Origin of the sequence: Cognatiyoonia sp. IB215446 (genome assembly GCF_033963825.1) — a bacterium.
Classification (GTDB): domain Bacteria; phylum Pseudomonadota; class Alphaproteobacteria; order Rhodobacterales; family Rhodobacteraceae; genus Yoonia.
This window is the reverse complement of record NZ_JAXBMD010000001.1, coordinates 1,289,416-1,312,027: the sequence shown is the minus strand read 5'-3', so window position 1 is coordinate 1,312,027 and position 22,612 is coordinate 1,289,416. Positions and strand designations below refer to the sequence as shown.

The following is a 22,612-nucleotide window of genomic DNA, read 5'->3' as shown; positions in this document are numbered from 1 at the left end:
CCGTATCCGCAGTCACGGACTTGATACGGGACCTAATGCAAAGGGGGAGGTCCCGGATCAAGTCCAGGGTTGCGTAACCACAAAAACCCAAACCCGACCATACAAGCTGTACGTACAGGTTCTGTACAGCTTCTGTACGCATTGCATACACCCCTTTCCGCCCTACCTTCCCGCCATGCGCCACTTCATACTCGCCCTCGCTTTCGCCGCACCCGTCTCCGCCCAGGAAATCGAAACCGACCTCGAACTCGTCTTGTTGGCCGATGCTTCGGGCTCCATCGACGCCGATGAACTCCTGTTCCAGCGCCAATCCTACGCCACCGCGATCACCGATCCGGCAGTCGTTTCGGCGATCCAAAACACGCTCTACGGCTCCATCGCCGTCACTTACGTCGAATGGGCCGCTACGCAAGCCACGGTCGTCGATTGGACGATCATCGCCGATATGGAAAGCGCGCGCAGCTTCGCCGAAGCGCTGATCGGCCCGCCCCGTCAAGCCTCGGGCCGCAACGCCATCGGGGCCGCGCTCATTTACGGAATGGAGCAGATAGAAGCGAACGATATCAATGGCTTCCGCCGTGTGATCGACTTTTCCGGCGACACGATGGCGAACTCATTCGGCCCACCCATCACCGTCGCTCGCGATCAGGTCGTGGCCGCTGGCATCACCATCAACGCCCTGCCCATCCTGCGGAATACCCAGTGGCAGACCGGCGATCTGCCTGCAGCCTATGAGGCGAATATCATCGGCGGACCGAACTCTTTTGTGATGCCCGCCCGCTCTGGCCCGGAATTCACCGATGCCGTGCGGCGCAAGCTGATCCTTGAGATCGCAGGCACGACGCCGCAGACAGAATACGCTTCACTCCTGCTGGATACTCTGCAGGTAAGCGAGTAGGTCCACAATCGGCTGCGAGGTCATGATCGGCTGCCCCGTCTCGGCCTTGGTCGCCACATCCGTGCCTTCAAAGAAATCCCCGTAGACGGGCATCATACTGCCGTGGCTGACAAGAGGATCACGCCCGTCGATCCGCATCACCACGCGGACCACCGGAAAGACACCGTCATTTCGAGCGCTCAGCGCGGTCAGGTTTGTCGGCGGGACGACCAAAGATGGCGACATCGGCCCGTTGCCCATGGCCGAAATGCCATGGCAGGTCGCACAATAAAAATCATAGATGGCCTTGCCCTGGCCTGCATCCTGCGCCGCCACCGGGCCTGCACAAGCCAGCATCATGATCAGGGGAAATGCGCGCATGGAAGCCTCCATCATCTGTGATGAGCACAGACTACCGGCACGGCGTGGCCCCCGCGTTGATGCAAATCAATCAGCGCAAGGCTAGGTTGCCGATGGCCGCGCGGATCATGCTGTCAGTATCGTCGCTGTCGCCGGAAACAGCCAGCCCCACCAGCGCACCGGGCTGCCCACCAAAGGCGCGGGCATAATCTGCTGCAAGATCAACGCTTTCGCTATGGGAGCCAGTCCCGGCCTGGCGCAGCGCAATTGTCACGCCCTGCCCCGCCGGACCATAGGGCGATTGGATCACCTGGCCCCGGGAGTGGTTCCCACCCCAAGCATATTGCATGATGCGCACCTGATCATTGCCCAACAGGCTGCGGATATTGGCCCCTTCCAATCCCGGCGCCACATCCTCCGGGACAAACACGAAATAGAGCGAAATATTCCGGTCATCCCCACCCTTCTGCGATAGATTGGTGGGCGGCACGGACTTTTCCACCGTCCAGCTCCAGGACGCACCGCGCTTACTCCAATCGGCCCGGTTTACACGGGTCCAGGCAATCGAAACCGACCCGTTTGACGTCATCGAGAGGTTCTGACCAAACGTGTAATCGTTCGAACTGAAAAGCGACAGGCGCTGTTCCTGCCAGCCATTGGCAAAGCTGATTGGCCCCGCCGAAGCAGGCAAGGCGAGTGTGATAGCCATGGCGGCCGTCAACAGTTTACGCATATTCGGGTCCTTTCACTGACAGGACCAGTTATCTATGGCAAAAAAGGCACGCGTACATGCACGACGTGGTGATGTCACGCCATTGTCAGCTTCGTTACTGTCCCAACCTCGTTGAGGATCAGCAGCCGAAGATGGGTTCGCTGACAAGACCCAGCGAGCCACCAAGATGCAAAAATACCTAGACTGCCGGCGCCATCATGCTGTCGAAGGAATTGACCCTTGTTGCACGCCGCCCCGCACCAATATCAACTGAGCCTCCGCATCCGACAGCGAGCACAACTTCGTTTGCGCCAGGCGATGCGTCTTTATACTTCTGGTAGATCGATAGCTTACCCGCGCAGTCGGAACCCAGAGTATACTTGTATTTGGAGCCGAGCCCCAGAAGCTTCATCGCCTTGGTTGGTTTATCCGGGCCCTCTGACCCGCGATAGAGCCAAAAACTAATACAGACCACGGTGGGATTTACGCCTCTCAACGTGATGTTGGCCAATTCGCGTGAGTAAAGCGTTGAGAAGTCCCCGTTACTGTAATGGACGAGTGTGTCTCCGGGTGAGAGTTGGATGAGCTTGCCCGAGACGATTTCCGGTCTTCCGTTATCGTCCCCATTTGGCACGGCTGGATTAGCAGAGCATTGCGAGCACTTGCAGTAAGTTGTCATGGTTTATCCTTTTCGCACTCCACACAAGCACGGTAGCTAAAATGCAAGCCTTGTAAAACACGCCTGCTGAATTTCCACGCTTTTCTGTTTACTTTCTTGATCGAGCGGCGCGTCGCGAGCGTGACAAAAAAATGACCATTATGCGCCCTTCCTTGCATGTTACAGAAGGTGTCGGAGACTTGCCGCCAACTTCAGATGTCGGTGCACGAAGACCTCAATCACCTTGGCCCAGCTTTCCTAGACCCTGGTCGCCGAAGAGTACTCGCCTTTGCAGCGATTGCATCGGAGGCACACGGGCTTTCGGCACCTTACTCCGAATTGGTTCAGCGCTCTTGTTCTTCCTCCTACCTCTGAACACTTTCGAGGTATTCGGTCAACACTAACAACTTCTGTGGGACAGGCGTGCCGAGGCCGTCATTCTCCACGATGATCGTCTCACCCAGATCGCCGGCACCGAATTCCGGCATTGCGCTGCTGAAATGCGGGTCGCGGTTCAGGCCATCAATGATGCTCATCACCTGATCGCGCGGGAAAGTGCCGCCATTGCGGGCGCTGATTGTCGTCAGATCGGGTGCCGCGACCCCAAGCGCGCGGGCCGTTGGGCCGTTGCCTGTCGCGTCATTTGCATGGCAACTGGCGCAATTCTCCAAATAAGCCGTCCGCCCGTCGACGGGTTCTTCGACACAGGCCGCCAAACCAAGGGCCGCAAAAATGATGAGATACCGCATGCTCTACCTCCATTGTTTTGGGTCACGTTAACAAAGGTGGTGGCGCGCGACCATGATCTAAGTCAGGTTCCTCATGAGATAAAGCGAAGGATTGCCTGATGTTGCATCACGCCCTGATTATGCTGGCCGCCGGGATCGGGATACCGGTTTTGGCCGCGCTCAATGCGGCTCTGGGCCGGACGATTGGATCACCTGCGGCAGCGGCCACGATCCTGTTCATCGTGGCATTTGCTGTGGCGCTGATTGCCGCGCTACTCAGCAACGCGCAGGGCTTTGCCAAGCTCGCAACAGCGCCGCGGCATCTGTTCCTGGCGGGCGTTCTGATCGCGTTCTACGTGCTCTCAATCACGTGGATTGCGCCCACGATGGGCGTTGGTAATGCGGTGTTCTTCGTGTTGCTGGGGCAGTTGATCTCGGCTGCGGCGATTGATCATTTCGGGCTTTTTGGCGCGCAGGTCTCTTCTTTGACATGGACGCGTGCTGCAGGCATCGCACTCATGGCGGCTGGGGTCTTTGTCACGCAAAAGGCCTAGACGGGAACAAGGACGCCGCCCTTCAACCGTACCTGCCGGTCCATCCTCGCGGCCAGATCAAGGTTATGGGTCGCGATGAGCGCAGCCATCCCGGTATCTCGGACCAGCGACATCAATGCGTCGAAAACACGATCAGAGGTTTCGGGATCAAGATTGCCCGTCGGCTCATCAGCCAACAGCAAGGAGGGTTTGTTTGCAAGCGCCCGGCAGAACGCAACGCGCTGCTGCTCGCCCCCCGACAACGCGGCTGGTCGGTGATCTGCCCGTTCTGCCACGCCGACCCTGTCGAGCAAGGTCATCGCGCGGTCCTTGGCGGCCTTGTCATCGACGCCATTGGCGAGTTGCGGCAGCACGATATTCTCCAACGCCGTAAACTCTGGCAGAAGGTGGTGGAACTGATAGATGAAACCGACAGACGCGCGTCGGACAGCCGTGCGCTTACGGTCTGACAGGGTGGTCATATCGGTGCCGTTGATCGCTACTTCGCCGCTACCCGGCATGTCGAGGAGCCCTGCGATATGCAAAAGCGTGGACTTCCCGGCACCCGACGGGGCGACGAGCGCTGTCACCTCGCCAGGTGCCACATCCAGCGAAGCGCCCTGCAGCACCTGCACTTCGTTTGGTTTGCCTGCATTGTAGCTTTTGGTGAGGTCCGTCAGGCGCAGGGTCAGATCACTCATAACGCAGCGCCTCAACCGGGTTCATACGCGCAGCACGACGCGCAGGGAAGATCGTGATGATCCAGGATAGGCCCAGCGACAGTGACACTGCCTTGAGCACATCGGACAGATGCAGTTCCGCCGGGACGTTATAGATGCCCCTGATTGATGGGTCCCACACACCGCCACCCGCGACATAGTTCACGAGGCTGAAAATCTGGTCGATATAGATCGCGAAAAGGCACCCCAATATCACGCCCAACAACGTCCCCAGCGTCCCGATCCCCGCCCCGCAAATAAAAAACACCCGCAAGATCGACCCTTCAGTCAGGCCCATCGTGCGCAGGATACCCACGTCGCGCCCCTTGTTTTTCACCAGCATGATCAACCCGCTGATGATGTTCATCGAGGCGACCAGCACAAGGATCGACAGGATGATGAACATCACGTTGTCCTCAATGGTCAGCGCCCGCAGGAACCGCCCCACCCGGTCCTGCCAGCTATAGGCCCACATACCGACCCCGGCGGCATTGGCGATGGGTTGTTTCAGCTCTTCCGACAGGTTCAGATCATCCAGCCGTATCTCCAACTCATCGGCAACGCCATCGCGGTTGAAGATCAGTTGCGCGGTCTCGAACGGCAGATAGGCGCGCACCTCATCAATCTGAAACCGCCCTGTGGAGAAGATATAGACGACCTCGTAGGCGTTCCGCCTTAGCGCCTGACCAAAGGGGCTTTGCGCGCCAGACCGAACCGTGATCTCGATCCGGTCGCCGATGGTCAGCCCGAGATTGTTCGCAAGCGCTGAGCCCAGCGCGATCCCATTGGGCAGATCATCGATATTGCCAATGGTCCTTTCGCTTTGCACGATAGCGTCGGAGGCTTTGAGGTCCTCAAGCCGTATGCCGTAGATGTCCGCCAGCCCGATCCGATCTCCAGCGGCGGCCATCGCCTGCCCACGGATCAGCGGAGAGACGGATTGCACACCTTCGATCGCGCGGATGCGGTCGGCCATCTCTTCGTAATCGGTAATCACCTCGCGGGGGCGCACGACCGAGACATGTGCATTAGCGCCAGCAATCGTGTCAATGAACTCTGCGCGAAAACCCGAACGCACCGCCAAAGTCGCAATCAGCGCAAAGACCGCTAAGGTCACGCCGATCAGGCTGATCCAGGTCATCACGCTCACGCCACCTTCGGCACGCTTGGCGCGAATATAGCGCCAGGCGATCATCCATTCGAACCGCGAAAACGGCGCTGTATGTCTGACCTCGGCCATACGATCTCCTGTCAGGAATTTCGCGCAACCTGTGCTGATCGGGCGGCGGGGTCAAGCATTTCGCTGCAAGGGGCAAACATCGTCCAACCGCGCCTGCAGCATGTCCCGCAGACGCAGCAGGTCAGCCGCCTTTGCCTCAACCTCTGATATCTTGCCGCGCAGCAATTCAGCGACCGCGTCCGCGTCCATCGCCGTGTCCGACAGCGTCTTTGTGATCTGGGCAATCTCGCCAAGCGTAAAGCCAAGCGCCTGCGCCACCCTGATCAGGTGCAGCGTTTGAACAGCCACTGGCGAAAAGTCGCGGTAGCCATTTATCTGCCTGTCCGCATGTATCAGGCCCCGCTTCTCGTAAAAGCGGATTGTATCCGTGCTCACACCCAGTTCAGCCGCGACATCGCCGATCTTCATGTTTTCGCCTTGACCTTGGACTATACTCCAACCCTTATAGCAGGCCGCATCTGAGAAAAACACAAGGAGACATCAGATGCTGTCCTCACAAACATATCGCCGCATTTACCGGGCATCTGCCTGGTACGACATCATCGTCACTTGGCCCTTCGCAACCCCGATCACGTTCGCGATGGTGTGGATAATATTCGGCCACGTACATGCATTTCCGGGTCTATCGCCTATGCCACCGGTGAACGCCATGATGGTGCTGTTTGCGAACTTTTTTGGCACGGTTGTGCTGATCTGGTCCGTACTGCGTCTAAGGCTGAATAACCCGGTTTTGGGTCGTTACGACGCCGTTGGACGCATGCTGTTTTCACTTTGGATGATCAATGCCCTGATGCACGGTGCCACGCCGCTTTTGTATGTTTTTCTCATTGCCGAGATTGGTTGGGGAATTGCGCAGGCTTTACCTGTGAAATCACCATTGGTCGCCGACGAAAACGAGCACGCTATTGGCTGACGTCTCATGCTGTGCCAGCACCTTGCGACCCGATCAAAGTACTAATACGCCCATCACCTTTGCGCGCCCGCAAGGCGCGGGCGCTTGGGGCTTTCGGCCACAAGCCGAGGCCCCATAACGGGCGGGTCCTTCTTGACAACAGGGTCCTGCCGCTTTTGCCGATTTGCAACTTTGCGGGATCGCCGAAACGGGGCCGAGAGCCCTGCGATGAGTAAGGCGAAGAGCGCCCAGCCACCCACGAAACCTGTACCCGCAGCGACTGCCCCGGCCGGGGTCACAGGCAATGCAGGGCTGTAGTCGTCCCAAACCTGCTGCATTGTTGGGCCATCAACCATACGATGCGGCAAAACCAACCGCTCCACAGGCGAAGCGGCACGCAGAACAATTAGGTTCTCACCCAGCCGCGCATGGCGCGCGAACATTGCGCGCATATCCGCCTGACGACGATCCAGAAAATCTGAGCCTGTGAGGGCCTGCAACGCCTCTTCGCGTCCCATTCCTTCAGCCAATGCACTATCGTCAAAGCGTTTGGCCTCAATTGTGAGCGCATCCACCTGCCCCGCCAGACGCTGGATGTATTGCTGGGAAAACTCCGGATACTGCGACAGGCCCACAGCACCCACAAGCCCGCCGACTAGACAAATCACCCTGATCATCGCAGGGCGCGCCGCATTGGATTCGATGTCATCTGCTGCCTCATGACATTTGTTTTGTCTCAGGTTAGCAGAATTTTTGCTTACGGGAATGCGGCAATCGATAGGTGCGCGTCACACCGCGTAGGATCGCAGCCAATCGATCACATTGTCCGCATCCTTGTCCGGCGGGAAAACCGGATAGAACACCTTCTTGATCACGCCGTCCACGGCGATCATCGTCAGGCGTTTGTGCAGATATTGCCCGGCAACCTCCATCCCCGGCAGGTTGAGCCTATTGCCCAGTTGGCGATCAGCGTCAGAAAGGAGCGGGAATGGCAGGTGCAGCCTCTCCGCCGCCTCGCGCTGATAATCGCTGCGTTGGGTAGAGACGCCGAAAAGATGCCTCACGCCATGGGCGCTCAATTCCGCATGATGATCGCGAAAGGCACAGGATTGCGGCGTGCAGCCGCGTGCGCCGGGGATATCGTCCCACCCGTCCGGCAGGCCCTGATCGGGGCGACCGGTCATCGGGTAAACATAGATCACCGCGATCCCATGCAGTTGCGACAGCGTGACCGAGGGGCCAGTCGTGGCCATCAGTGTGACGTCTGGCAGGGCCTTCCCCTCCAGATGATCGGCCTTGCCGTCATCCGAAGGTGAAGGGATCAGCGACCAGTCAACCTCTGTCAGGCTCATAGCTTCCCCTCGTAGATTTTCGCGATCTTCGCCACGGCCTCTTCCGGCGGCAATTCCTCGCTTTCGCCGGTGCGGCGGCTCGTCACTTCGACAACCCCGTTCTTCAGCCCGCGCGGCCCGACGGTGATCCGCCAAGGCAGCCCGATCATATCCATCGTGCCGAACTTGGCGCCCGCTCGTTCGTCGCGATCATCGTATAGCGGCTCCAACCCAAGGGCGGTAAGCGCGCTGTAAAGCGACTCACACGCGCCATCAGCCGCCTCGTCACCCTGTTTGAGGTTCACGATCCCGCAGTGGAAAGGCGTCACACCTTGCGGCCAGATGATACCCTTGTCATCATGGCTGGCTTCAATGATCGCACCCAACAGGCGCGACACGCCAATGCCATGCGATCCCATATGAAGCGGTATCTTTTGACCGGTTTCATCCTGCACAACAGCGCCCAGCTTTTCCGAATACTCGGTCCCGAAATAGAATATCTGGCCGACCTCAATCCCCCTGGCCGACCGGCGACGGCTTTCGGGAACCTCGTTGAAGAGGGTCTCATCATGGGTTTCGTCGGTGCGCGCATAGCGTGAGGTGAATTCATCCATCACCGCTTGACAGGCAGAGTAGTCATCCACGTCGACATCGCGATCACCAAAGGTGAGGTCCGTGATCTCACTGTCATAGAAAACCTCGGATTCGCCGGTTTCTGCCAGAACAAGAAACTCGTGGGTGTAGTCGCCGCCGATGGGCCCTGAATCCGCACGCATCGGTATTGCCTGCAGCCCCATGCGCTCATAGGTCCGCAGATAGCTGACAAGATGGCGGTTATAGGCATGCAGTGCCGCCTCTTTGCTCAGATCGAAGTTGTAGCCGTCTTTCATCAGAAATTCGCGGCCACGCATGACGCCGAAGCGCGGGCGCACCTCGTCGCGGAATTTCCACTGGATGTGATACAGGGTCAACGGCAATTCGCGGTAGCTGTTCACATAGGCGGCAACGATTTCGGTAATCATTTCCTCATTCGTCGGACCATACAGCATCTCGCGCCCGTGCCGGTCCTGAAAGCGCAGCATTTCGGGGCCGTAGGAGTTGTGACGGCCCGATTGCTTCCATAGATCGCCAGACTGGATCGTGGGCATCAGCATGGGCAAGTGACCAACGCGCTGTTGCTCTTCGTGCACGATGTTTTCGATCTTGCGCAGCACCTTGAAGCCCAGCGGCAACCAGGAATAAATCCCGGCGCTGGCCTGTTTGATCATACCCGCCTGCAGCATGTAGCGGTGGCTGACGATCTGCGCCTCGCGCGGCGTTTCTTTCAGGACTGGCAAAAAGTAGCGGCTCAGGCGCATGGATGACCCCGTTGGTGGTTATTTCGTGCAGGTGTAGGGCCGCGCCCCCGTACTGGCAAGCGGCAGGTGCGCCACTGCCGGCAACTTCCCCGAGAATAATCCGGCAAGCCCATGCGTAACCTGATCAGACGCCGCCCTGATCCTGAGCTGTACGTGACGGGCACCAAAGCCACATGCGCCTCGACCAAGCCGAGGCGCGCCATATCTACCGGTTCAAGGAGACCTCACATGCCCCGCCTGATCGCCGCCCTGTTCATTATCTGCCTGCCCCTGATGTCCATCGCCGATCCGATCCCCTATCGGCTGCAGGCGGACCGGTCAGAGGTTGGATTTGTCTTCAACCTGTCAGGCGCCAATAACCGTGGCTCCATGCCGGTCCGCGCCGCCGACATCGTGATTGATTTTGACCGGTTCACAAATTCATCCGCCGATGTCACCGTTGATGTGACCCGCGCCCGCACCGGGTTGATCTTTGCCACTGAAGCGTTGAAAGCGGGCAGTGTGCTGAATGCCAGCGCCTATCCCACAATCCGGTTTCAATCCACCGCGATCCGCCCGAATGATCCGCGTAACCTGTCGGCTGGTGGCAAGATCGACGGCAATCTGACGATCCGTGGGGTGACCCGGCCCGTGACGCTGGATGCAGCACTCTTCCGCCAGCAGGGCACAACAGCAGGCGATCTGAGCCAGCTCAGCTTTCGCATCAGCGGCGTTGTGAACCGGTCCGATTTCGGCGCAACGGGGTATGGTGACATCGTCGCCGATCAGATCCAGCTTGATATCGCAGCCCGCGTGGTGGCCGCGCGCTAAGCAGCCCCCTTGCGCCCGTCCATTTCATGCCGCATCTAACAGGCAGGCAGCAATGGACCCCGCATGGCACTTCCCGTTGGTCAACAAGTGAAATACTGGAGCATAGCAGCGGCGGTGTTCCTGGTCGTTCTATGGTTTCTGGGCGATGTGATCCTGCCCTTCGTGCTGGGTAGCGCGATTGCCTATTTCCTTGACCCGGTGGCCGACCGGCTGGAAAGGGCTGGTTGCAGCCGGATCGTCTCCGTGGTGATCATCGCAGCCGCGACCACGCTGGTCTTTATCCTGCTGATCCTGCTTGTGATCCCAACGCTGATCCAGCAGACCGCATCGCTGATCAACACCGCGCCTGAGCTTTTTGAGCGCTTGCAGGCCTGGCTGACAGCGCGGTTCCCTTCGTTGATGGATGCCAACAGCACCGTGCGCCAACAGCTTTTGGCGATTGGTGAGACGATCCAGTCAAAGGGCGGGGAGTTGGTGAATGGGTTGCTGAGTTCCGCATTGGGGCTTATCAATATCGTTGTTTTGCTGATCATCGTGCCAGTCGTTGCGTTTTACATGCTGCTTGATTGGGACAACATGACCGCGAAGGTCGACACGATGCTGCCGCGCGACCATGTGGAGACGATCCGCAGGCTGGCGCGTGAAATTGACCACACGCTTGCCTCTTTCATCCGGGGGCAAGGGACGGTCTGTCTGATCCTTGGCACCTACTACGCCGTTGGCCTGATGGTTGCGGGGCTGAACTTTGGGCTGATCGTTGGCTTCATTGCCGGTCTGATCACGTTCATACCTTATGTCGGCGCTTTGGTTGGCGGTGTGCTGGCCGTTGGCCTTGCGCTGTTTCAGTTCTGGGGATCGATCGAGGTCTTCGATGGCGAGACAGTTAGCTACGCCACCAATTGGCTGCGGATCGGGATCATCGCAGGCATCTTCTTTCTGGGTCAGTTTCTGGAGGGCAACATCCTGACCCCGAAACTGGTCGGCGACTCGGTTGGTTTGCACCCGGTGTGGCTGCTTTTTGCCTTATCTGTTTTTGGCAGCCTTTTCGGCTTTGTGGGTATGCTGGTTGCGGTTCCGATTGCCGCCGTGATCGGTGTGGTGACACGCTACGCGCTTGAACAATACAGAAGCAGCCTTCTTTATCGCGGCATGTCGCAGGACGACTGACATGGCCGATCAACTCTCTTTTGACTGGCCAACAGGTGTTGCGCTGGGGGCTGATGATTTCTTTGTCTCGGATGCCAATGCGCAGGCCTATGCGATGGTGCAAGCCCCAAAGGCCTGGCCCGACGGCAAGCTGGTGATCGTTGGACCCAAAGGCTGTGGCAAGAGCCATCTGGCGGGGATCTTTGCCGAAGCAAATCATGCGCTTGTGCAGGATGCGGCGACCCTGCCTGCCGACTTTCAGACCGACAGACAAGCAGTGGTCATCGAAGATATGGAGACCCTGCCAAAGGCATCGGAAGAGGCGATGTTTCACCTGCACAACCACCTACGCAATAATGGTTGCACACTCTTGTTGACTGCACAAATCCCACCGGCACGCTGGCCTATCGCGCTGCCCGATCTGGCAAGCCGTATGCAAGCGACGAATGTGGTCAATATCGAGAACCCCGATGACGCGCTGCTCGCGGCACTTCTGATGAAGCTCTTCGCAGATCGGCAGATCGTGCCCAAACCGTCGCTGATCACATATCTGACCGCGCGGATTGAGCGGTCTTTCGCGGCGGCAGCCGATATCGTTGCGCGCCTTGACGACGCTGCCCTCACCCAAGGGCACAAGATCAATCGCACCCTGGCCCGGCACCTGCTGGACAACCCCGAATAGGCCCGCGATAATTGTCATCAAACCGCAACAGATGCGGGACATAAGGCCCCATGACCAAAGCAAATTTCCTCGAAGGCGACTACCCGCCGCCCACCACGCTGGACATCGATCTGGCGTCGCCCGCCCGTTTCGTGAACCGGGAGTTGAGTTGGTTGCAATTCAATTGGCGTGTGCTGGAAGAGGCTGAGAACCCGAATGTGCCGTTGCTCGAACGGCTGCGGTTTCTGTCGATTTCGGCAACGAACCTTGATGAATTCTACACGGTCCGCGTCGCGGGTCTGCGCGAATTGGCCAATGAGGGCAACACGACACCGGGCCTAGACGGGCGCAGCCCGGCTGAGCAACTGGTTGTCATTGATCAGGATGCACGCGCGCTTATGACCCGGCAGCAGGCCGTGTTCGAACTTTTGCAAGGCGAGATGGTCAAGGAAGACATCCATATCCTGCATCGCGGCGATCTGAGCAAAGCGGATATCGCATATCTCGAAGACGTCTTTATCGAGCAGGTCTTTCCGGTTCTCTCGCCACTGGCCATTGATCCGGCCCATCCATTCCCATTCCTGCCGAATGAGGGCTTTGCGCTGGCCCTGCAACTTGAGCGCCCCAGCGACAAACGTCAGCTTCGATCACTGCTGCCAGTCCCCGCACAGATTGATCGCTTTGTGGCGCTCCCTGCCGAAAAGGGCCACCGCTTCTTGCCGCTTGAAGAGCTGTTGCTACTCCATATCGGGCGGCTTTTCCCCGGCTATGAGGTGAAGGGACACTGCGCGTTCAAGGTTCTGCGCGACAGTGATCTGGAGGTCGAAGAAGAAGCCGAAGACCTTGTGCGTGAGTTTGAAACGGCGCTGAAACGCAGGCGGCGTGGTGAGGTGGTTCGACTCAAGCTCTCTGCGGGTGCGCCTAGCGCTCTGAAATCGATCATCATGGACGAGTTACACGTGACCGGGGAAACCGTGATTGAGGTTGAGGGCATGATCGGGATCGCCGATCTTGGCGAGCTTGTGCTCGACAGCAGGCCCGATCTGTTGTGGCCGCCGTTTGCTCCGCGCGTCCCTGAGCGGGTGCAGGATCATGATGGCGACATGTTTGCCGCTATCCGGCAAAAGGACATGCTCCTGCATCACCCTTACGAGACCTTTGATATGGTCGTGCGCTTCCTGCAGCAGGCCGCGCGGGATCCGAATGTGGTTGCGATAAAGCAGACGCTCTACCGGACCTCGAAACGCTCCCCGATTGTGGAAGCGTTGTGCGAGGCGGCCGAAGACGGCAAGTCGGTCACCGCGCTTGTTGAATTGAAAGCGCGCTTTGACGAGGCCGCCAATATTCGACAATCCCGCCGTCTGGAACGGGCGGGCGCGCATGTGGTCTACGGCTTTCTCAACTACAAGACTCACGCAAAAATCAGCACCGTGGTGCGCCGTGAAGGGGACAAGCTCGTCACCTATACCCATTTCGGGACCGGGAATTATCACCCCATCACGGCCCGCATTTACACGGATCTGAGCCTTTTCACCTGCGATGCAAAACTGGGCCGCGACGCGACCAAGGTTTTCAACTACCTCTCCGGCTATGCCCAACCCGAAGGACTTGAAAATCTTTCGATCTCGCCCCTGACGCTGAAATCAACGCTGATCGAACGGATCGCGGCAGAGGCTGAGAATGCGCGGGCGGGCAAGCCCGCAATGATCTGGGCCAAGATGAATTCGCTAATCGAGTCAGATGTGATCGACGCGCTTTATGCGGCAAGCTCTGCTGGCGTAAAGATCAGCCTGGTCGTGCGCGGCATCTGCGGCCTGCGTCCGGGAGTGAAGGGCCTCTCCGAAAACATCCGCGTGAAATCAGTTGTGGGGCGGTTTCTTGAACATTCCCGCATCGTCTGTTTCGGCAATGGCAGCGCTCTGCCCTCAAAAAAGGCCAAGGTCTATATCAGCTCGGCCGACTGGATGGGGCGTAACCTGAACCGGCGCGTCGAAACGCTGGTCGAGATCAAGAATGCCACGGTCAAGGCGCAGATTGTCAGCCAGGTCATGGCCGCCAATATGGCAGATGTCGCCCAAAGCTGGGTGATGGCCGCCGATGGCAGCTTTGCGCGTGCCACCATCGCGGAAGGCGAATTCCCGTTTAACTGTCACCGGTTCTTTATGGAAAACCCCTCCTTGTCCGGGCGCGGATCGGCGGGTGCATCGGACGTGCCACGCTTGACCCACACCCATGATTGAATGATATCCTTGGGCGGGGACGACTGCCGGGGATACTCATGACGCAGATGCGTGATCTGGACACCATCGACTGGGGCCCCTTTGGTCGTCCGCTGTTTCAAGATGCTGCCGCCCTGCGGCTCAAGCGGGTTGGCGTGATCGATGTCGGTTCCAACTCCGTCCGATTGGTTGTCTTTGATGGTGCCGCACGCTCGCCCGCTTACTTCTACAACGAAAAGATCATGTGTGCGCTTGGCGCCGGTCTGTCCGAAACTGGGCATTTGAACCCGGAGGGACGCAAACGGGCGCTCGCCGCGATCCGGCGTTTTGCTGCGCTGGCCGAGGGGATGGACATCACGCCGCTTACGGCTGTGGCAACGGCTGCCGTGCGTGAAGCGAGCGACGGGCAGGACTTTCGTGCCGAAGTCAGGCGCGAGACTGGTATCGATCTTTGGATCATCGACGGTCAGGAAGAGGCACGGCTTTCAGCACAAGGGGTGCTGCTGGGGTGGCCGGGCAGCTATGGGCTTGTCTGTGACATTGGCGGCTCTTCGTTAGAGCTTGCCGATCTGGCAGAAGGCCGGGTCGGTCGCCGCGTCACCTCTGCCCTTGGTCCCTTGAAGCTGCGTGAGATCAAGGGCGGGCGCAAGGCGATGAAGGCCTATGTGCGCGAAACAATAGAAGGGCTGCATGCGGATATGGGCCATGAGACGGGCAAGCGTCTATTTCTTGTGGGCGGCTCATGGCGGGCCATTGCACGGGTCGATATGGAACGGCGCGAATACCCACTGACAGTCTTGCACGAATACCGCATGTCGTCGCGCCAGATCTCCAAGACGGCCGAATACATCCGGCAATCCGACCTGCAGGAATTGCGTAGTCGCTGCAACATCTCGGACAGCCGCATGTCGCTGGTCCCCTACGCGACCATCGTGCTGAAAGAGCTGATGCGGGTCTTCAAGCCCAAGGATGTCACCGTGTCATCATATGGCATACGTGAAGGCATGCTCTACGAACAGATGCCGCGCGCCTTGCGCGAACGTGACCCGCTGATCGAAGCTTGCCGTTTCGCCGAAGCTAAGGATGCACGACTGCCCGGCTTTGGCCGCGTGCTATACGACTTTGTCAAACCACTCTTCCCGCGCGCCAATTGGCAGCGCAAGCGCATTATCAAGGCGGCCTGCCTGTTGCACGATGTCAGTTGGCGCGCCCATCCCGATTACCGGGCCGAGGTCACATTCGACAACGCCACGCGCGCTAATCTGGGCGGGTTGAAACACTATGAACGGGTACTTCTCGGTCTGGCGCTGATGAACCGTTACACGAGCAAGACGGCCAAGTCCCGCTTTCAGCCGCTATTTGAGCTGCTGAACCCGGATCAAGTCCGCGAGGCAGAAATTCTGGGCAAGGCCATGCGGCTTGGTGCGATGCTCTGGGTCTCGGCGGACGAAGTGCCAGGCGAACTGAAATGGAGCCCGAAGTCACAGGAACTGCGTCTGACATTGACCGAGAATGCCCGCCCGCTCTTCGGTGAAGTGGCTGAGGCGCGATTTGCAGCACTCGCGAACGTTCTTGAAAGCAAGCCTCTCGTCCGATTTCGCAAGTAAACAAAGCGATTCGATCAAGATGACGCGTTGGCATTAAAACGAGCCGCGCACGGTTGACCAAAACCTATCAAGCGCAACACCACCCGAGAACGAAGCTCATTTTTGTTGCAGGCGCCTGCCCAACGCCGAAAAAATATGCACCGGAACGTCCAAATCGGACGTTGAGTAAGGCGACATATTTTTGCCATAATTTCGCCGCATATCCACCACAGTCGCGCGGATTGCTGCGATTGTTAATGTTATATTCATAAACCCAATTTCGTGAACACAAAATCTTAGTGTGACACATGAGTAGGAGAGTGGTTCATGCTCGATGCTGACGCCGTGCAGACGGACGTAATTACGTTCGACGTATCAACAGCCGCCATCAAAGGCGCGCGCGATTATCAACAGGATAGCCTGATTTCCAGCTTTCCGCTTGGGCAAACGGCTGGTTTCGCCGTTGTCGCCGATGGGCTGGGTGGGCATGTCGGGGGGCATATCGCCAGCGCCCTAATCACGGCTGAAATTTTCAGCCACTTGAAGATGAAGGAAAACCAGCTTGACGAAGGGACGCTGAATATCCCGCTGACCCTGCGCGATGCGACCGATGCCGCCAATGCGCGACTGGCAAAACAGGTGGGCGAGGATGACAGCCTGCACGGCATGGGCTCAACCCTGCTGGTCCCTGTAATCCGTGGCGACAAGCTCTACTGGATTTCTGTGGGCGACTCGCCCTTGCTTTTGTTCCGTGGCGGGGCCTTGCGGCAGTTAAACAAAGACCATTCTATGGCGCCGCAGATTGACAAAATGGCCAAGGCCGGTGCCCTGACCGCAGAAGAGGCGAAGGACCATCCCGACCGCAACACGCTGACATCCGTGATCAATGGTGACGAGATCGACAAGATCGACTGCCCCACCAAACCCATCGCGCTAGAGCCCGATGACATCATCATCGCGTCCAGCGACGGGTTGCAATATCTGTCCAACAGCATGATCGCCAACACGCTCATGCAAGTCAAAGATGGGCGCAGCGTCGATATCGCTAATGCGTTCCTGGACGCGATTGCCGATCTTGATGATCCGCATCAGGACAATGCGGCTTTCGTTGTCATCAAGCTCAGCGTTGGCTCAAACGAAGTTGAAACCGCTGATGCCGAAGAAATGCCCGTCCTTGCCGTGGCGGATGAGTATGTGCCCGAAGAGATCGCGGAAGAAGAGCCACCCGCGCAGCCCGACCTCAAAGCCGCGCCCACGACCGGAGCACCACGTGCGATCCGGGCCGTTGCCCGCGCTGCAGCGGCGGCAGCGCAGTCCGAACGCCTCCGCGCAACGCAGACCCAACAGGCGGAACAGCCTGAAGCATCCGCCACATCCGATCAACCTGATGAGCGTAAGGCATACTGGTACCGCGGGCAGAAATACTACAAGGACTAGGCAACCTCTCTAAAGCTCAATCTCACCCGTATCGCTTTCCGGAACCCAGATCGGGGCGTCCGGTTTGCGACGGATGATGATATCGCCATTGGGCAAGAACTCGGGCGCCTGGTAATTGTTGAAATCGTCCACCTGGTTCAACAGGTCACTCAAGGCGGGGCCCATCGTCACGACAAATTCGCCCAACTCCGGCGCCATGTCTTCGAGCGAGTCCCGCAAACCCGTGATCGCCGGTTCAACTTCGGACATCAGGCCGCGCATGAGCATCCGCGCGCCCTCTTCCATCAGGTTAAAGCCATCCGTGATCTCTGTGTCGTTGTCCTGGGCCATTGCTGGCGCGACGCTGAGACCTAGGGCAAGTGTCAGTGCAACAATCTGTCTCATGGCCTGAGATATACGGCACGGCCACAAGTGTTTCAAATCACAGTTTGATGTCGAGAATGACAGGGAAATGGTCTGAGGCGTGCAACAGTGCCGTCCGGAGCGCAGCGTTTTCATAGCAATCCGGGTGATCAAACGGATGCCAGATTTGCCAGCGCGGCGATTTCGCCCGCAATCCCGGTGAGATCATGATGTAGTCGAGCAGCGCCTGCAGATAGGGTTGGCCCTTGCGCCGAAACCGCGCCGTCGTGGGCATGGCGCCAACACGCCGGGACAGAGCCATGCGCGCATGCGGGTCGAACAGCTTGTCCTCGGCCCCCTCGCCCAAGACGATTTCAACACCGGACCGGCCAAAAAGCTTTTCGTACTCATCAAGCCCCGGACCGTCATTGAAATCACCCAGCACGATCAGATCGTCACCCGCCGCCAGATGCGCGGCCACCCGTTTGCGCAGCCAGATGCATTGGGCGAGTTGCTTGCGCCGGTTGGCGATGGAGATGCGCATCGCATCAGCGGCATTCTCGGCACCATGAGGCGCTTTTGACTTTGCATGCACGCCGATCAGCCGCAGCGGCCCATGGGCGGTTTCGACGGCAACTTCCAAAGGCGGCTTTGACCAGCGGATTACATCAGGTGCGGCGTCTACATTCAGATCCCGCTGATCGGTCTTGTCAAAACGCGGGCTATCAGGGGTTTCTTGTGGATCATGGCGCACCTGCATGACCTTCGGATCATACAGCAGCGCGATTTCCTGCTGGGTATCATTGGCAAAGCCGATCAAAGCATCGGTGGTACGCAGCCCAAAATGGTCGGCAAAATGCGTCAGCGCCTTGATCGTGTTGCGTTTCGTGCTGGTATCGGGTGCCTCTATGATCATCACCGCGTCGGCATCCATCGCCTCAAAGACCATACCAAGCGCGGCGGTCTGCGTGGCTTTGGTGACATCCCAGCGTGATGACCAAGTCTGATCGTTGATTAACTTCCCATCGTCGTCAAAAAGCGTGTTGAACCATTCGACATTGTAAGTGGCGATCCTCACGCAGCGGACCTTTGGATGTCTTCCCATGCGCGGTTGATGGCGACCATGCGCCGTTCGGCCAGTTTGATCGCCTCTTCAGGGATGCCGCGCGCCATCATCTGATCGGGATGGGTTTCGCGCACAAGTTTTCGCCAGGCCGCGCGCGCCTCATCCATGGAGGCATCGGGATCCAGGCCCAGGACATCATAGGGATCCCGCTCGGCCTCCGACACAAATTGCGCGCGGATCGACCGGAAGCGGCGTTCGTCGAACCCGAAGATCTCGGCCACTTCACGCAGAAACGCATCTTCGTTCGTGTGATAGACACCATCGGCCATCGCGATGTGGAAAAGCCCCTCCATCAGGTCACAAAGCGGCGCGTCATCATCCGCATACATCGCCTTGATGCGCCGAGCGTATATGTCAAACCCTGCGACATCCTGCCGGGCGAGATTAAAGACGCGAGCGGCATTGGCCTCTTCCTCGGGCGGGATCAGAAAGACCTCACGGAAGGCCACAACTTCGTCCTTGGTCACGCGCCCATCGGCCTTGGCCATTTTTGCGCCCAGCGCGATGACGGCAATGGCAAAGGCCACGGTTTTGTCTGGTGCTGCACGCAATTTGTCGAAGACAGCGGACAGGCCCTCGCCCTTGGCAAGGGCCGAAATCGCCTCGACCATGCGTGACCAGATAGACATGTGACCTTCCCTAGAGGCGCTTTTGCATCAGGACCAGATCGATCCAGCGCCCAAACTTGAACCCGACTTCGGGCAGCGTTGCAACTGTCTGAAAGCCGCAGGCCGCGTGAAAGCCGATGGCAGCGGGGCTTTCGGCACTGCAGCCGGCAATCATGTTGCGCAGCCCTTGTGCCTTTGCCAGATCGCACAGCGCAGTCAATAGCGCCCTGCCCGCACCCCTGCCCCGCGCATCCCGGTGCAGCATGATCGTGTGTTCTACCGTGTGCTTATATCCTTCGCCCGCGCGGAACGGAAAAAAACGCGCAAAGCCAAGCGTTTGCCCCTCCTCGTCCCAGACCAACGCATCCTTGGCAATCAAGGCGATCACTTCGCTTGCGGTCTTTTCGGTCGGATTGAATGTAATCGTCGTGTCCCGGATCACGGCGTTCCAGATCTCCGTGATCGCGGCGGCATCCGCAGGCGTCGCTGGACGGATCATGACAACGTGCGCGGACCAGCAGGCGTCTCGAAGGTCGCGGAGAAACCGGCCGGGCCGTTGACAAATTTCACACGCGGGTCTGGCAGATCGATCATCGCTCCGACCCTGTCGGCCTCTGGGCTGCTAACCGTAAAATTGGTCAGGCGGCACCCACTCTCTGGCAGGCGCTTTGCGGGATGCACGCCTTCTTTCCACTGGATCAGCGTCGGATATGCGCCACCAAAGGGCAAGCTGCCATCCTCCGGCACGGTCAACTCCCAAGCCAAATCGCCGCGCGTCAACGCAACCGGAGGCCCGGCAATAGGGTCAAAGTGGTCCGTCTGACAAATCCAGTTCGCCAGTCGCGGCGGGCCGGTAAACGTGTCCAGCCCAAACCAGCGCGGCCCCTCGAAAGGGGCGGCTTCGGGATCGGGTGCGATGACTTCCAGATAGATATCACCTAGGCCCAGGAGCGTATTATGCGTGCCATATCGGACATGCTGCCCGCCGGGTTGCATTTTGACGCCAAGCTGGGCCTCCACCCAAGCAGTGCCCTCCGCGAGGTTGGTGCACGCAACCGCCAGATGATCGAGGACCAACGACACCTAGCGGCGCGCCTCGCGGATCAGATGTAGGATATCCTGCGCGGCTTTGGGGATGTTCGTGCCGGGTCCGAAGATCGCCTTGACCCCCGCATCGTAGAGAAATTGATAATCCTGCTGTGGAATCACGCCGCCGCAGATGACAATGATGTCCTCGGCATCCGCGTCTTTCAGGGCCTGTACAAGTTTCGGCGCGAGCGTCTTATGCCCCGCCGCCTGGCTGCTGATCCCGATCACATGCACGTCGTTGTCGATAGCGTCCTGTGCAGCCTCCGCCGGTGTCTGAAAGAGCGGCCCCACATCCACGTCAAAGCCGATATCGGCAAAGGCCGTCGCGATCACCTTGGCACCCCGATCATGCCCGTCCTGCCCCATCTTGACGACCAGCATGCGGGGGCGGCGCCCCTCTTCCTCTGCAAAAGCCTCGACGCTCGCCTGAATTTCGGCAAAGCCTTCGTCGCCCTCATAGGCGGCCCCATAGACACCCGCCAGGGTCTTGACCTCGGCGCGGTGCCGGCCAAACGCTTTTTCCATCGCCATGCTGATCTCTCCTACGGTTGCGCGGGCACGGGCGGCTTCGACGGCGGCCTCGAGCAGGTTGCCGCCTTCGGTGGCGCGGCGGGTCAGTTCATCCAGCGCTGCATCGCACGCGCCTTGATCACGCGCGGCCTTGGTCGCCTCGATCCGCGCGATCTGTGCTGCACGGACAGCGGCGTTGTCGATATCAAGGATATCAATCGGGTCCTCATTGTCCTTGCGGTACTTGTTGACCCCAACGATGACCTCCGTCCCCCGGTCAATATCGGCCTGCCTGCGCGCGGCGGTCTCTTCGATCCGCAATTTGGGCATGCCAGAGGCGACGGCCTTGGTCATGCCGCCCATCTCTTCGACCTCTTCGATCAACGCCCAGGCCTTTTCGGCGAGTTCGTTGGTGAGGCTTTCGACGTAGTACGATCCGGCGAGCGGATCGACGACATTCGTCACGCCGGTTTCTTCCTGCAGGATCAATTGCGTATTGCGCGCAATGCGGGCGCTGAACTCTGTGGGTAGGGCAATGGCCTCATCCAGCGCATTAGTATGCAGCGACTGGGTGCCACCCAGAACCGCGCTCATCGCCTCATAGGCGGTGCGGACCACGTTGTTATACGGGTCCTGCTCCTGCAGCGACACGCCAGAAGTCTGGCAGTGGGTCCGCAACATCGACGATTTCGGGTTCTTGGGCTCAAACTCAGCCATGATCCGCGACCACAAGAGGCGCGCGGCGCGCAGTTTCGCGGCCTCCATAAAGAAGTTCATACCAATCGCAAAAAAGAAACTGAGCCGCCCGGCAAACTGATCCACATCCATCCCCCGCGCAATGGCTGTGCGGACATATTCGCGCCCATCGGCAAGCGTATAGGCAAGCTCCTGCACCAGGTTCGCGCCGGCCTCCTGCATGTGATAGCCGCTGATCGAGATCGAATTGAACTTCGGCATCTCGTTGGTCGTATATTCGATGATATCCGCAATGATCCGCATCGAGGGTTCAGGCGGATAAACGTAAGTGTTCCGTACCATGAACTCTTTCAGGATGTCGTTCTGGATTGTGCCCGACAGCACGTTGCGCGGATGCCCCTGCTCTTCCCCCGCGACGATGAAATTGGCGAGGATCGGGATGACCGCGCCGTTCATCGTCATCGACACGCTGACCTTGTCGAGCGGGATGCCATCGAAGAGGATCTTCATATCCTCAACGCTATCAATAGCCACACCCGCCTTACCGACATCCCCGTCAACGCGGGGGTGATCACTGTCATAGCCGCGATGGGTCGCCAGATCGAACGCAACCGAAACCCCCTGCTGGCCGGCATCCAGCGCTTTACGATAGAACGCGTTCGATTCCTCTGCCGTCGAAAACCCTGCATATTGGCGGATGGTCCAGGGACGGCCTGCATACATCGTGGCCTTCACACCGCGCGTAAACGGCGCCTCGCCCGGCACACCACCCAGATGCGGCAGGTCCGCGATATCCTGTGCGGTATAAAGCGGTTTGACTGTGATGCCTTCCAGCGTGTCCCAGTCCAAAGCCTCAAGGGGCTTGCCGCGCAGCTCGCGCGTCGCGATCTCGGCCCATGTGTTTTGATCGGTCATGTGATCCTCCGGCGAGTAAGTGCGTGCGCGCTCACAAATTTCTTTGTGATGTTTTGCGC

At 58.8% G+C, this 22,612-nt stretch carries 25 protein-coding genes; 9 read left to right on the top strand and 16 right to left on the bottom strand.

The window, feature by feature from the left end:
• Positions 1-175: 175 nt before the first annotated feature.
• Positions 176-898 (top strand): DUF1194 domain-containing protein, encoded by a 723-nt coding sequence (locus SLH49_RS06555; protein WP_320268330.1) that lies wholly within the window; start codon positions 176-178, stop codon positions 896-898.
• Here SLH49_RS06555 and SLH49_RS06550 read toward each other — a convergent pair.
• From SLH49_RS06550 to SLH49_RS06535, 4 genes are all read right to left on the bottom strand, one after another.
• The gene (locus SLH49_RS06550) at positions 863-1,258 is read right to left on the bottom strand and encodes a cytochrome c (protein ID WP_320268329.1); all 396 of its coding nucleotides are present in this window, start codon (positions 1,256-1,258) and stop codon (positions 863-865) included. The genes SLH49_RS06555 and SLH49_RS06550 overlap by 36 nt on opposite strands.
• A 70-nt stretch (positions 1,259-1,328) precedes the next feature.
• Positions 1,329-1,970 carry a DUF3047 domain-containing protein gene (locus tag SLH49_RS06545; protein WP_320268328.1) on the bottom strand — a complete coding sequence of 214 codons (642 nt, stop codon included), beginning with the start codon at positions 1,968-1,970 and terminating at the stop codon, positions 1,329-1,331.
• A 178-nt stretch (positions 1,971-2,148) separates the two neighbouring features.
• On the bottom strand, positions 2,149-2,628 hold the full coding sequence (locus SLH49_RS06540) for a hypothetical protein (protein WP_320268327.1): 480 nt from the start codon (positions 2,626-2,628) through the stop codon (positions 2,149-2,151).
• Positions 2,629-2,972: 344 nt separating this feature from the next.
• Positions 2,973-3,356 (bottom strand): c-type cytochrome, encoded by a 384-nt coding sequence (locus SLH49_RS06535; protein ID WP_320268326.1) that lies wholly within the window; start codon positions 3,354-3,356, stop codon positions 2,973-2,975.
• 98 nt (positions 3,357-3,454) lie between these two features.
• Between SLH49_RS06535 and SLH49_RS06530 the strand changes: the two genes are divergently transcribed.
• Positions 3,455-3,889, top strand: coding sequence for a DMT family transporter (locus tag SLH49_RS06530; RefSeq protein WP_320268325.1), 435 nt, complete (start codon positions 3,455-3,457; stop codon positions 3,887-3,889).
• On the opposite strand, the gene SLH49_RS06525 is transcribed toward SLH49_RS06530, so the two are convergent.
• The 3 genes from SLH49_RS06525 to SLH49_RS06515 are packed head-to-tail and all read right to left on the bottom strand — an operon-like array spanning position 3,886 to position 6,235.
• A complete protein-coding gene (locus SLH49_RS06525; protein ID WP_320268324.1) occupies positions 3,886-4,569 on the bottom strand; it encodes an ABC transporter ATP-binding protein in 684 nt (227 codons plus the stop codon). The genes SLH49_RS06530 and SLH49_RS06525 overlap by 4 nt on opposite strands.
• A complete protein-coding gene (locus tag SLH49_RS06520) occupies positions 4,562-5,827 on the bottom strand; it encodes an ABC transporter permease (protein ID WP_320268323.1) in 1,266 nt (421 codons plus the stop codon). The genes SLH49_RS06525 and SLH49_RS06520 overlap by 8 nt, the downstream gene beginning before the upstream one ends.
• Before the next feature lie 51 nt (positions 5,828-5,878).
• The gene (locus SLH49_RS06515; protein ID WP_320268322.1) at positions 5,879-6,235 is read right to left on the bottom strand and encodes a MerR family transcriptional regulator; all 357 of its coding nucleotides are present in this window, start codon (positions 6,233-6,235) and stop codon (positions 5,879-5,881) included.
• A 76-nt stretch (positions 6,236-6,311) separates the two neighbouring features.
• On the opposite strand from SLH49_RS06515, the gene SLH49_RS06510 reads away from it, so the two are divergent.
• On the top strand, positions 6,312-6,740 hold the full coding sequence (locus tag SLH49_RS06510) for a hypothetical protein (RefSeq protein ID WP_320268321.1): 429 nt from the start codon (positions 6,312-6,314) through the stop codon (positions 6,738-6,740).
• A gap of 53 nt (positions 6,741-6,793) precedes the next feature.
• Here the strand turns inward: SLH49_RS06510 and SLH49_RS06505 are convergent, their stop codons facing one another.
• From SLH49_RS06505 to proS, 3 genes are all read right to left on the bottom strand, one after another.
• Positions 6,794-7,396: a DUF2937 family protein gene (locus tag SLH49_RS06505; RefSeq protein ID WP_320268320.1), complete on the bottom strand. Its 603-nt coding sequence runs from the start codon at positions 7,394-7,396 to the stop codon at positions 6,794-6,796.
• Between the two features lie 111 nt (positions 7,397-7,507).
• Positions 7,508-8,071 (bottom strand): peroxiredoxin, encoded by a 564-nt coding sequence (locus tag SLH49_RS06500; RefSeq protein ID WP_320268319.1) that lies wholly within the window; start codon positions 8,069-8,071, stop codon positions 7,508-7,510.
• Positions 8,068-9,408 (bottom strand): proline--tRNA ligase, encoded by a 1,341-nt coding sequence (proS, locus tag SLH49_RS06495; RefSeq protein WP_320268318.1) that lies wholly within the window; start codon positions 9,406-9,408, stop codon positions 8,068-8,070. The genes SLH49_RS06500 and proS overlap by 4 nt, the downstream gene beginning before the upstream one ends.
• 228 nt (positions 9,409-9,636) lie before the next feature.
• On the opposite strand from proS, the gene SLH49_RS06490 reads away from it, so the two are divergent.
• The 6 genes from SLH49_RS06490 (at position 9,637) to SLH49_RS06465 (ending at position 17,267) form a co-directional block, all read left to right on the top strand.
• A complete protein-coding gene (locus SLH49_RS06490; RefSeq protein WP_320268317.1) occupies positions 9,637-10,218 on the top strand; it encodes a YceI family protein in 582 nt (193 codons plus the stop codon).
• A 63-nt stretch (positions 10,219-10,281) separates the two neighbouring features.
• Positions 10,282-11,385 carry an AI-2E family transporter gene (locus SLH49_RS06485; protein WP_320268316.1) on the top strand — a complete coding sequence of 368 codons (1,104 nt, stop codon included), beginning with the start codon at positions 10,282-10,284 and terminating at the stop codon, positions 11,383-11,385.
• A 1-nt stretch (position 11,386) separates the two neighbouring features.
• Entirely contained in the window at positions 11,387-12,046 is a 660-nt protein-coding gene (locus SLH49_RS06480; protein ID WP_320268315.1) for a DnaA ATPase domain-containing protein, read from the top strand.
• 50 nt (positions 12,047-12,096) lie between these two features.
• The gene (locus tag SLH49_RS06475; protein WP_320268314.1) at positions 12,097-14,265 is read left to right on the top strand and encodes an RNA degradosome polyphosphate kinase; all 2,169 of its coding nucleotides are present in this window, start codon (positions 12,097-12,099) and stop codon (positions 14,263-14,265) included.
• 38 nt (positions 14,266-14,303) lie between these two features.
• Positions 14,304-15,851, top strand: a complete 1,548-nt coding sequence (locus SLH49_RS06470; RefSeq protein ID WP_320268313.1) for a Ppx/GppA family phosphatase — start codon at positions 14,304-14,306, stop codon at positions 15,849-15,851.
• Between the two features lie 306 nt (positions 15,852-16,157).
• Positions 16,158-17,267, top strand: coding sequence for a PP2C family protein-serine/threonine phosphatase (locus tag SLH49_RS06465; RefSeq protein WP_320268312.1), 1,110 nt, complete (start codon positions 16,158-16,160; stop codon positions 17,265-17,267).
• A 9-nt stretch (positions 17,268-17,276) separates the two neighbouring features.
• Here SLH49_RS06465 and SLH49_RS06460 read toward each other — a convergent pair whose 3' ends face one another.
• From SLH49_RS06460 to scpA, 6 genes are read right to left on the bottom strand one after another with little or no spacing between them, the layout of a single operon-like run.
• A complete protein-coding gene (locus SLH49_RS06460; RefSeq protein WP_320268311.1) occupies positions 17,277-17,651 on the bottom strand; it encodes an AAA+ family ATPase in 375 nt (124 codons plus the stop codon).
• Between the two features lie 37 nt (positions 17,652-17,688).
• On the bottom strand, positions 17,689-18,687 hold the full coding sequence (locus SLH49_RS06455; protein WP_320268310.1) for an endonuclease/exonuclease/phosphatase family protein: 999 nt from the start codon (positions 18,685-18,687) through the stop codon (positions 17,689-17,691).
• Positions 18,684-19,364: a molecular chaperone DjiA gene (locus SLH49_RS06450; protein WP_320240442.1), complete on the bottom strand. Its 681-nt coding sequence runs from the start codon at positions 19,362-19,364 to the stop codon at positions 18,684-18,686. Before SLH49_RS06450 ends, SLH49_RS06455 begins: the two co-directional genes overlap by 4 nt.
• 10 nt (positions 19,365-19,374) lie before the next feature.
• A complete protein-coding gene (locus SLH49_RS06445) occupies positions 19,375-19,842 on the bottom strand; it encodes an N-acetyltransferase family protein (protein ID WP_320268309.1) in 468 nt (155 codons plus the stop codon).
• Positions 19,839-20,426 (bottom strand): VOC family protein, encoded by a 588-nt coding sequence (locus SLH49_RS06440; protein ID WP_320268308.1) that lies wholly within the window; start codon positions 20,424-20,426, stop codon positions 19,839-19,841. Before SLH49_RS06440 ends, SLH49_RS06445 begins: the two co-directional genes overlap by 4 nt.
• The gene (gene scpA / locus SLH49_RS06435) at positions 20,427-22,553 is read right to left on the bottom strand and encodes a methylmalonyl-CoA mutase (RefSeq protein ID WP_320268307.1); all 2,127 of its coding nucleotides are present in this window, start codon (positions 22,551-22,553) and stop codon (positions 20,427-20,429) included.
• Positions 22,554-22,612: the final 59 nt, after the last annotated feature.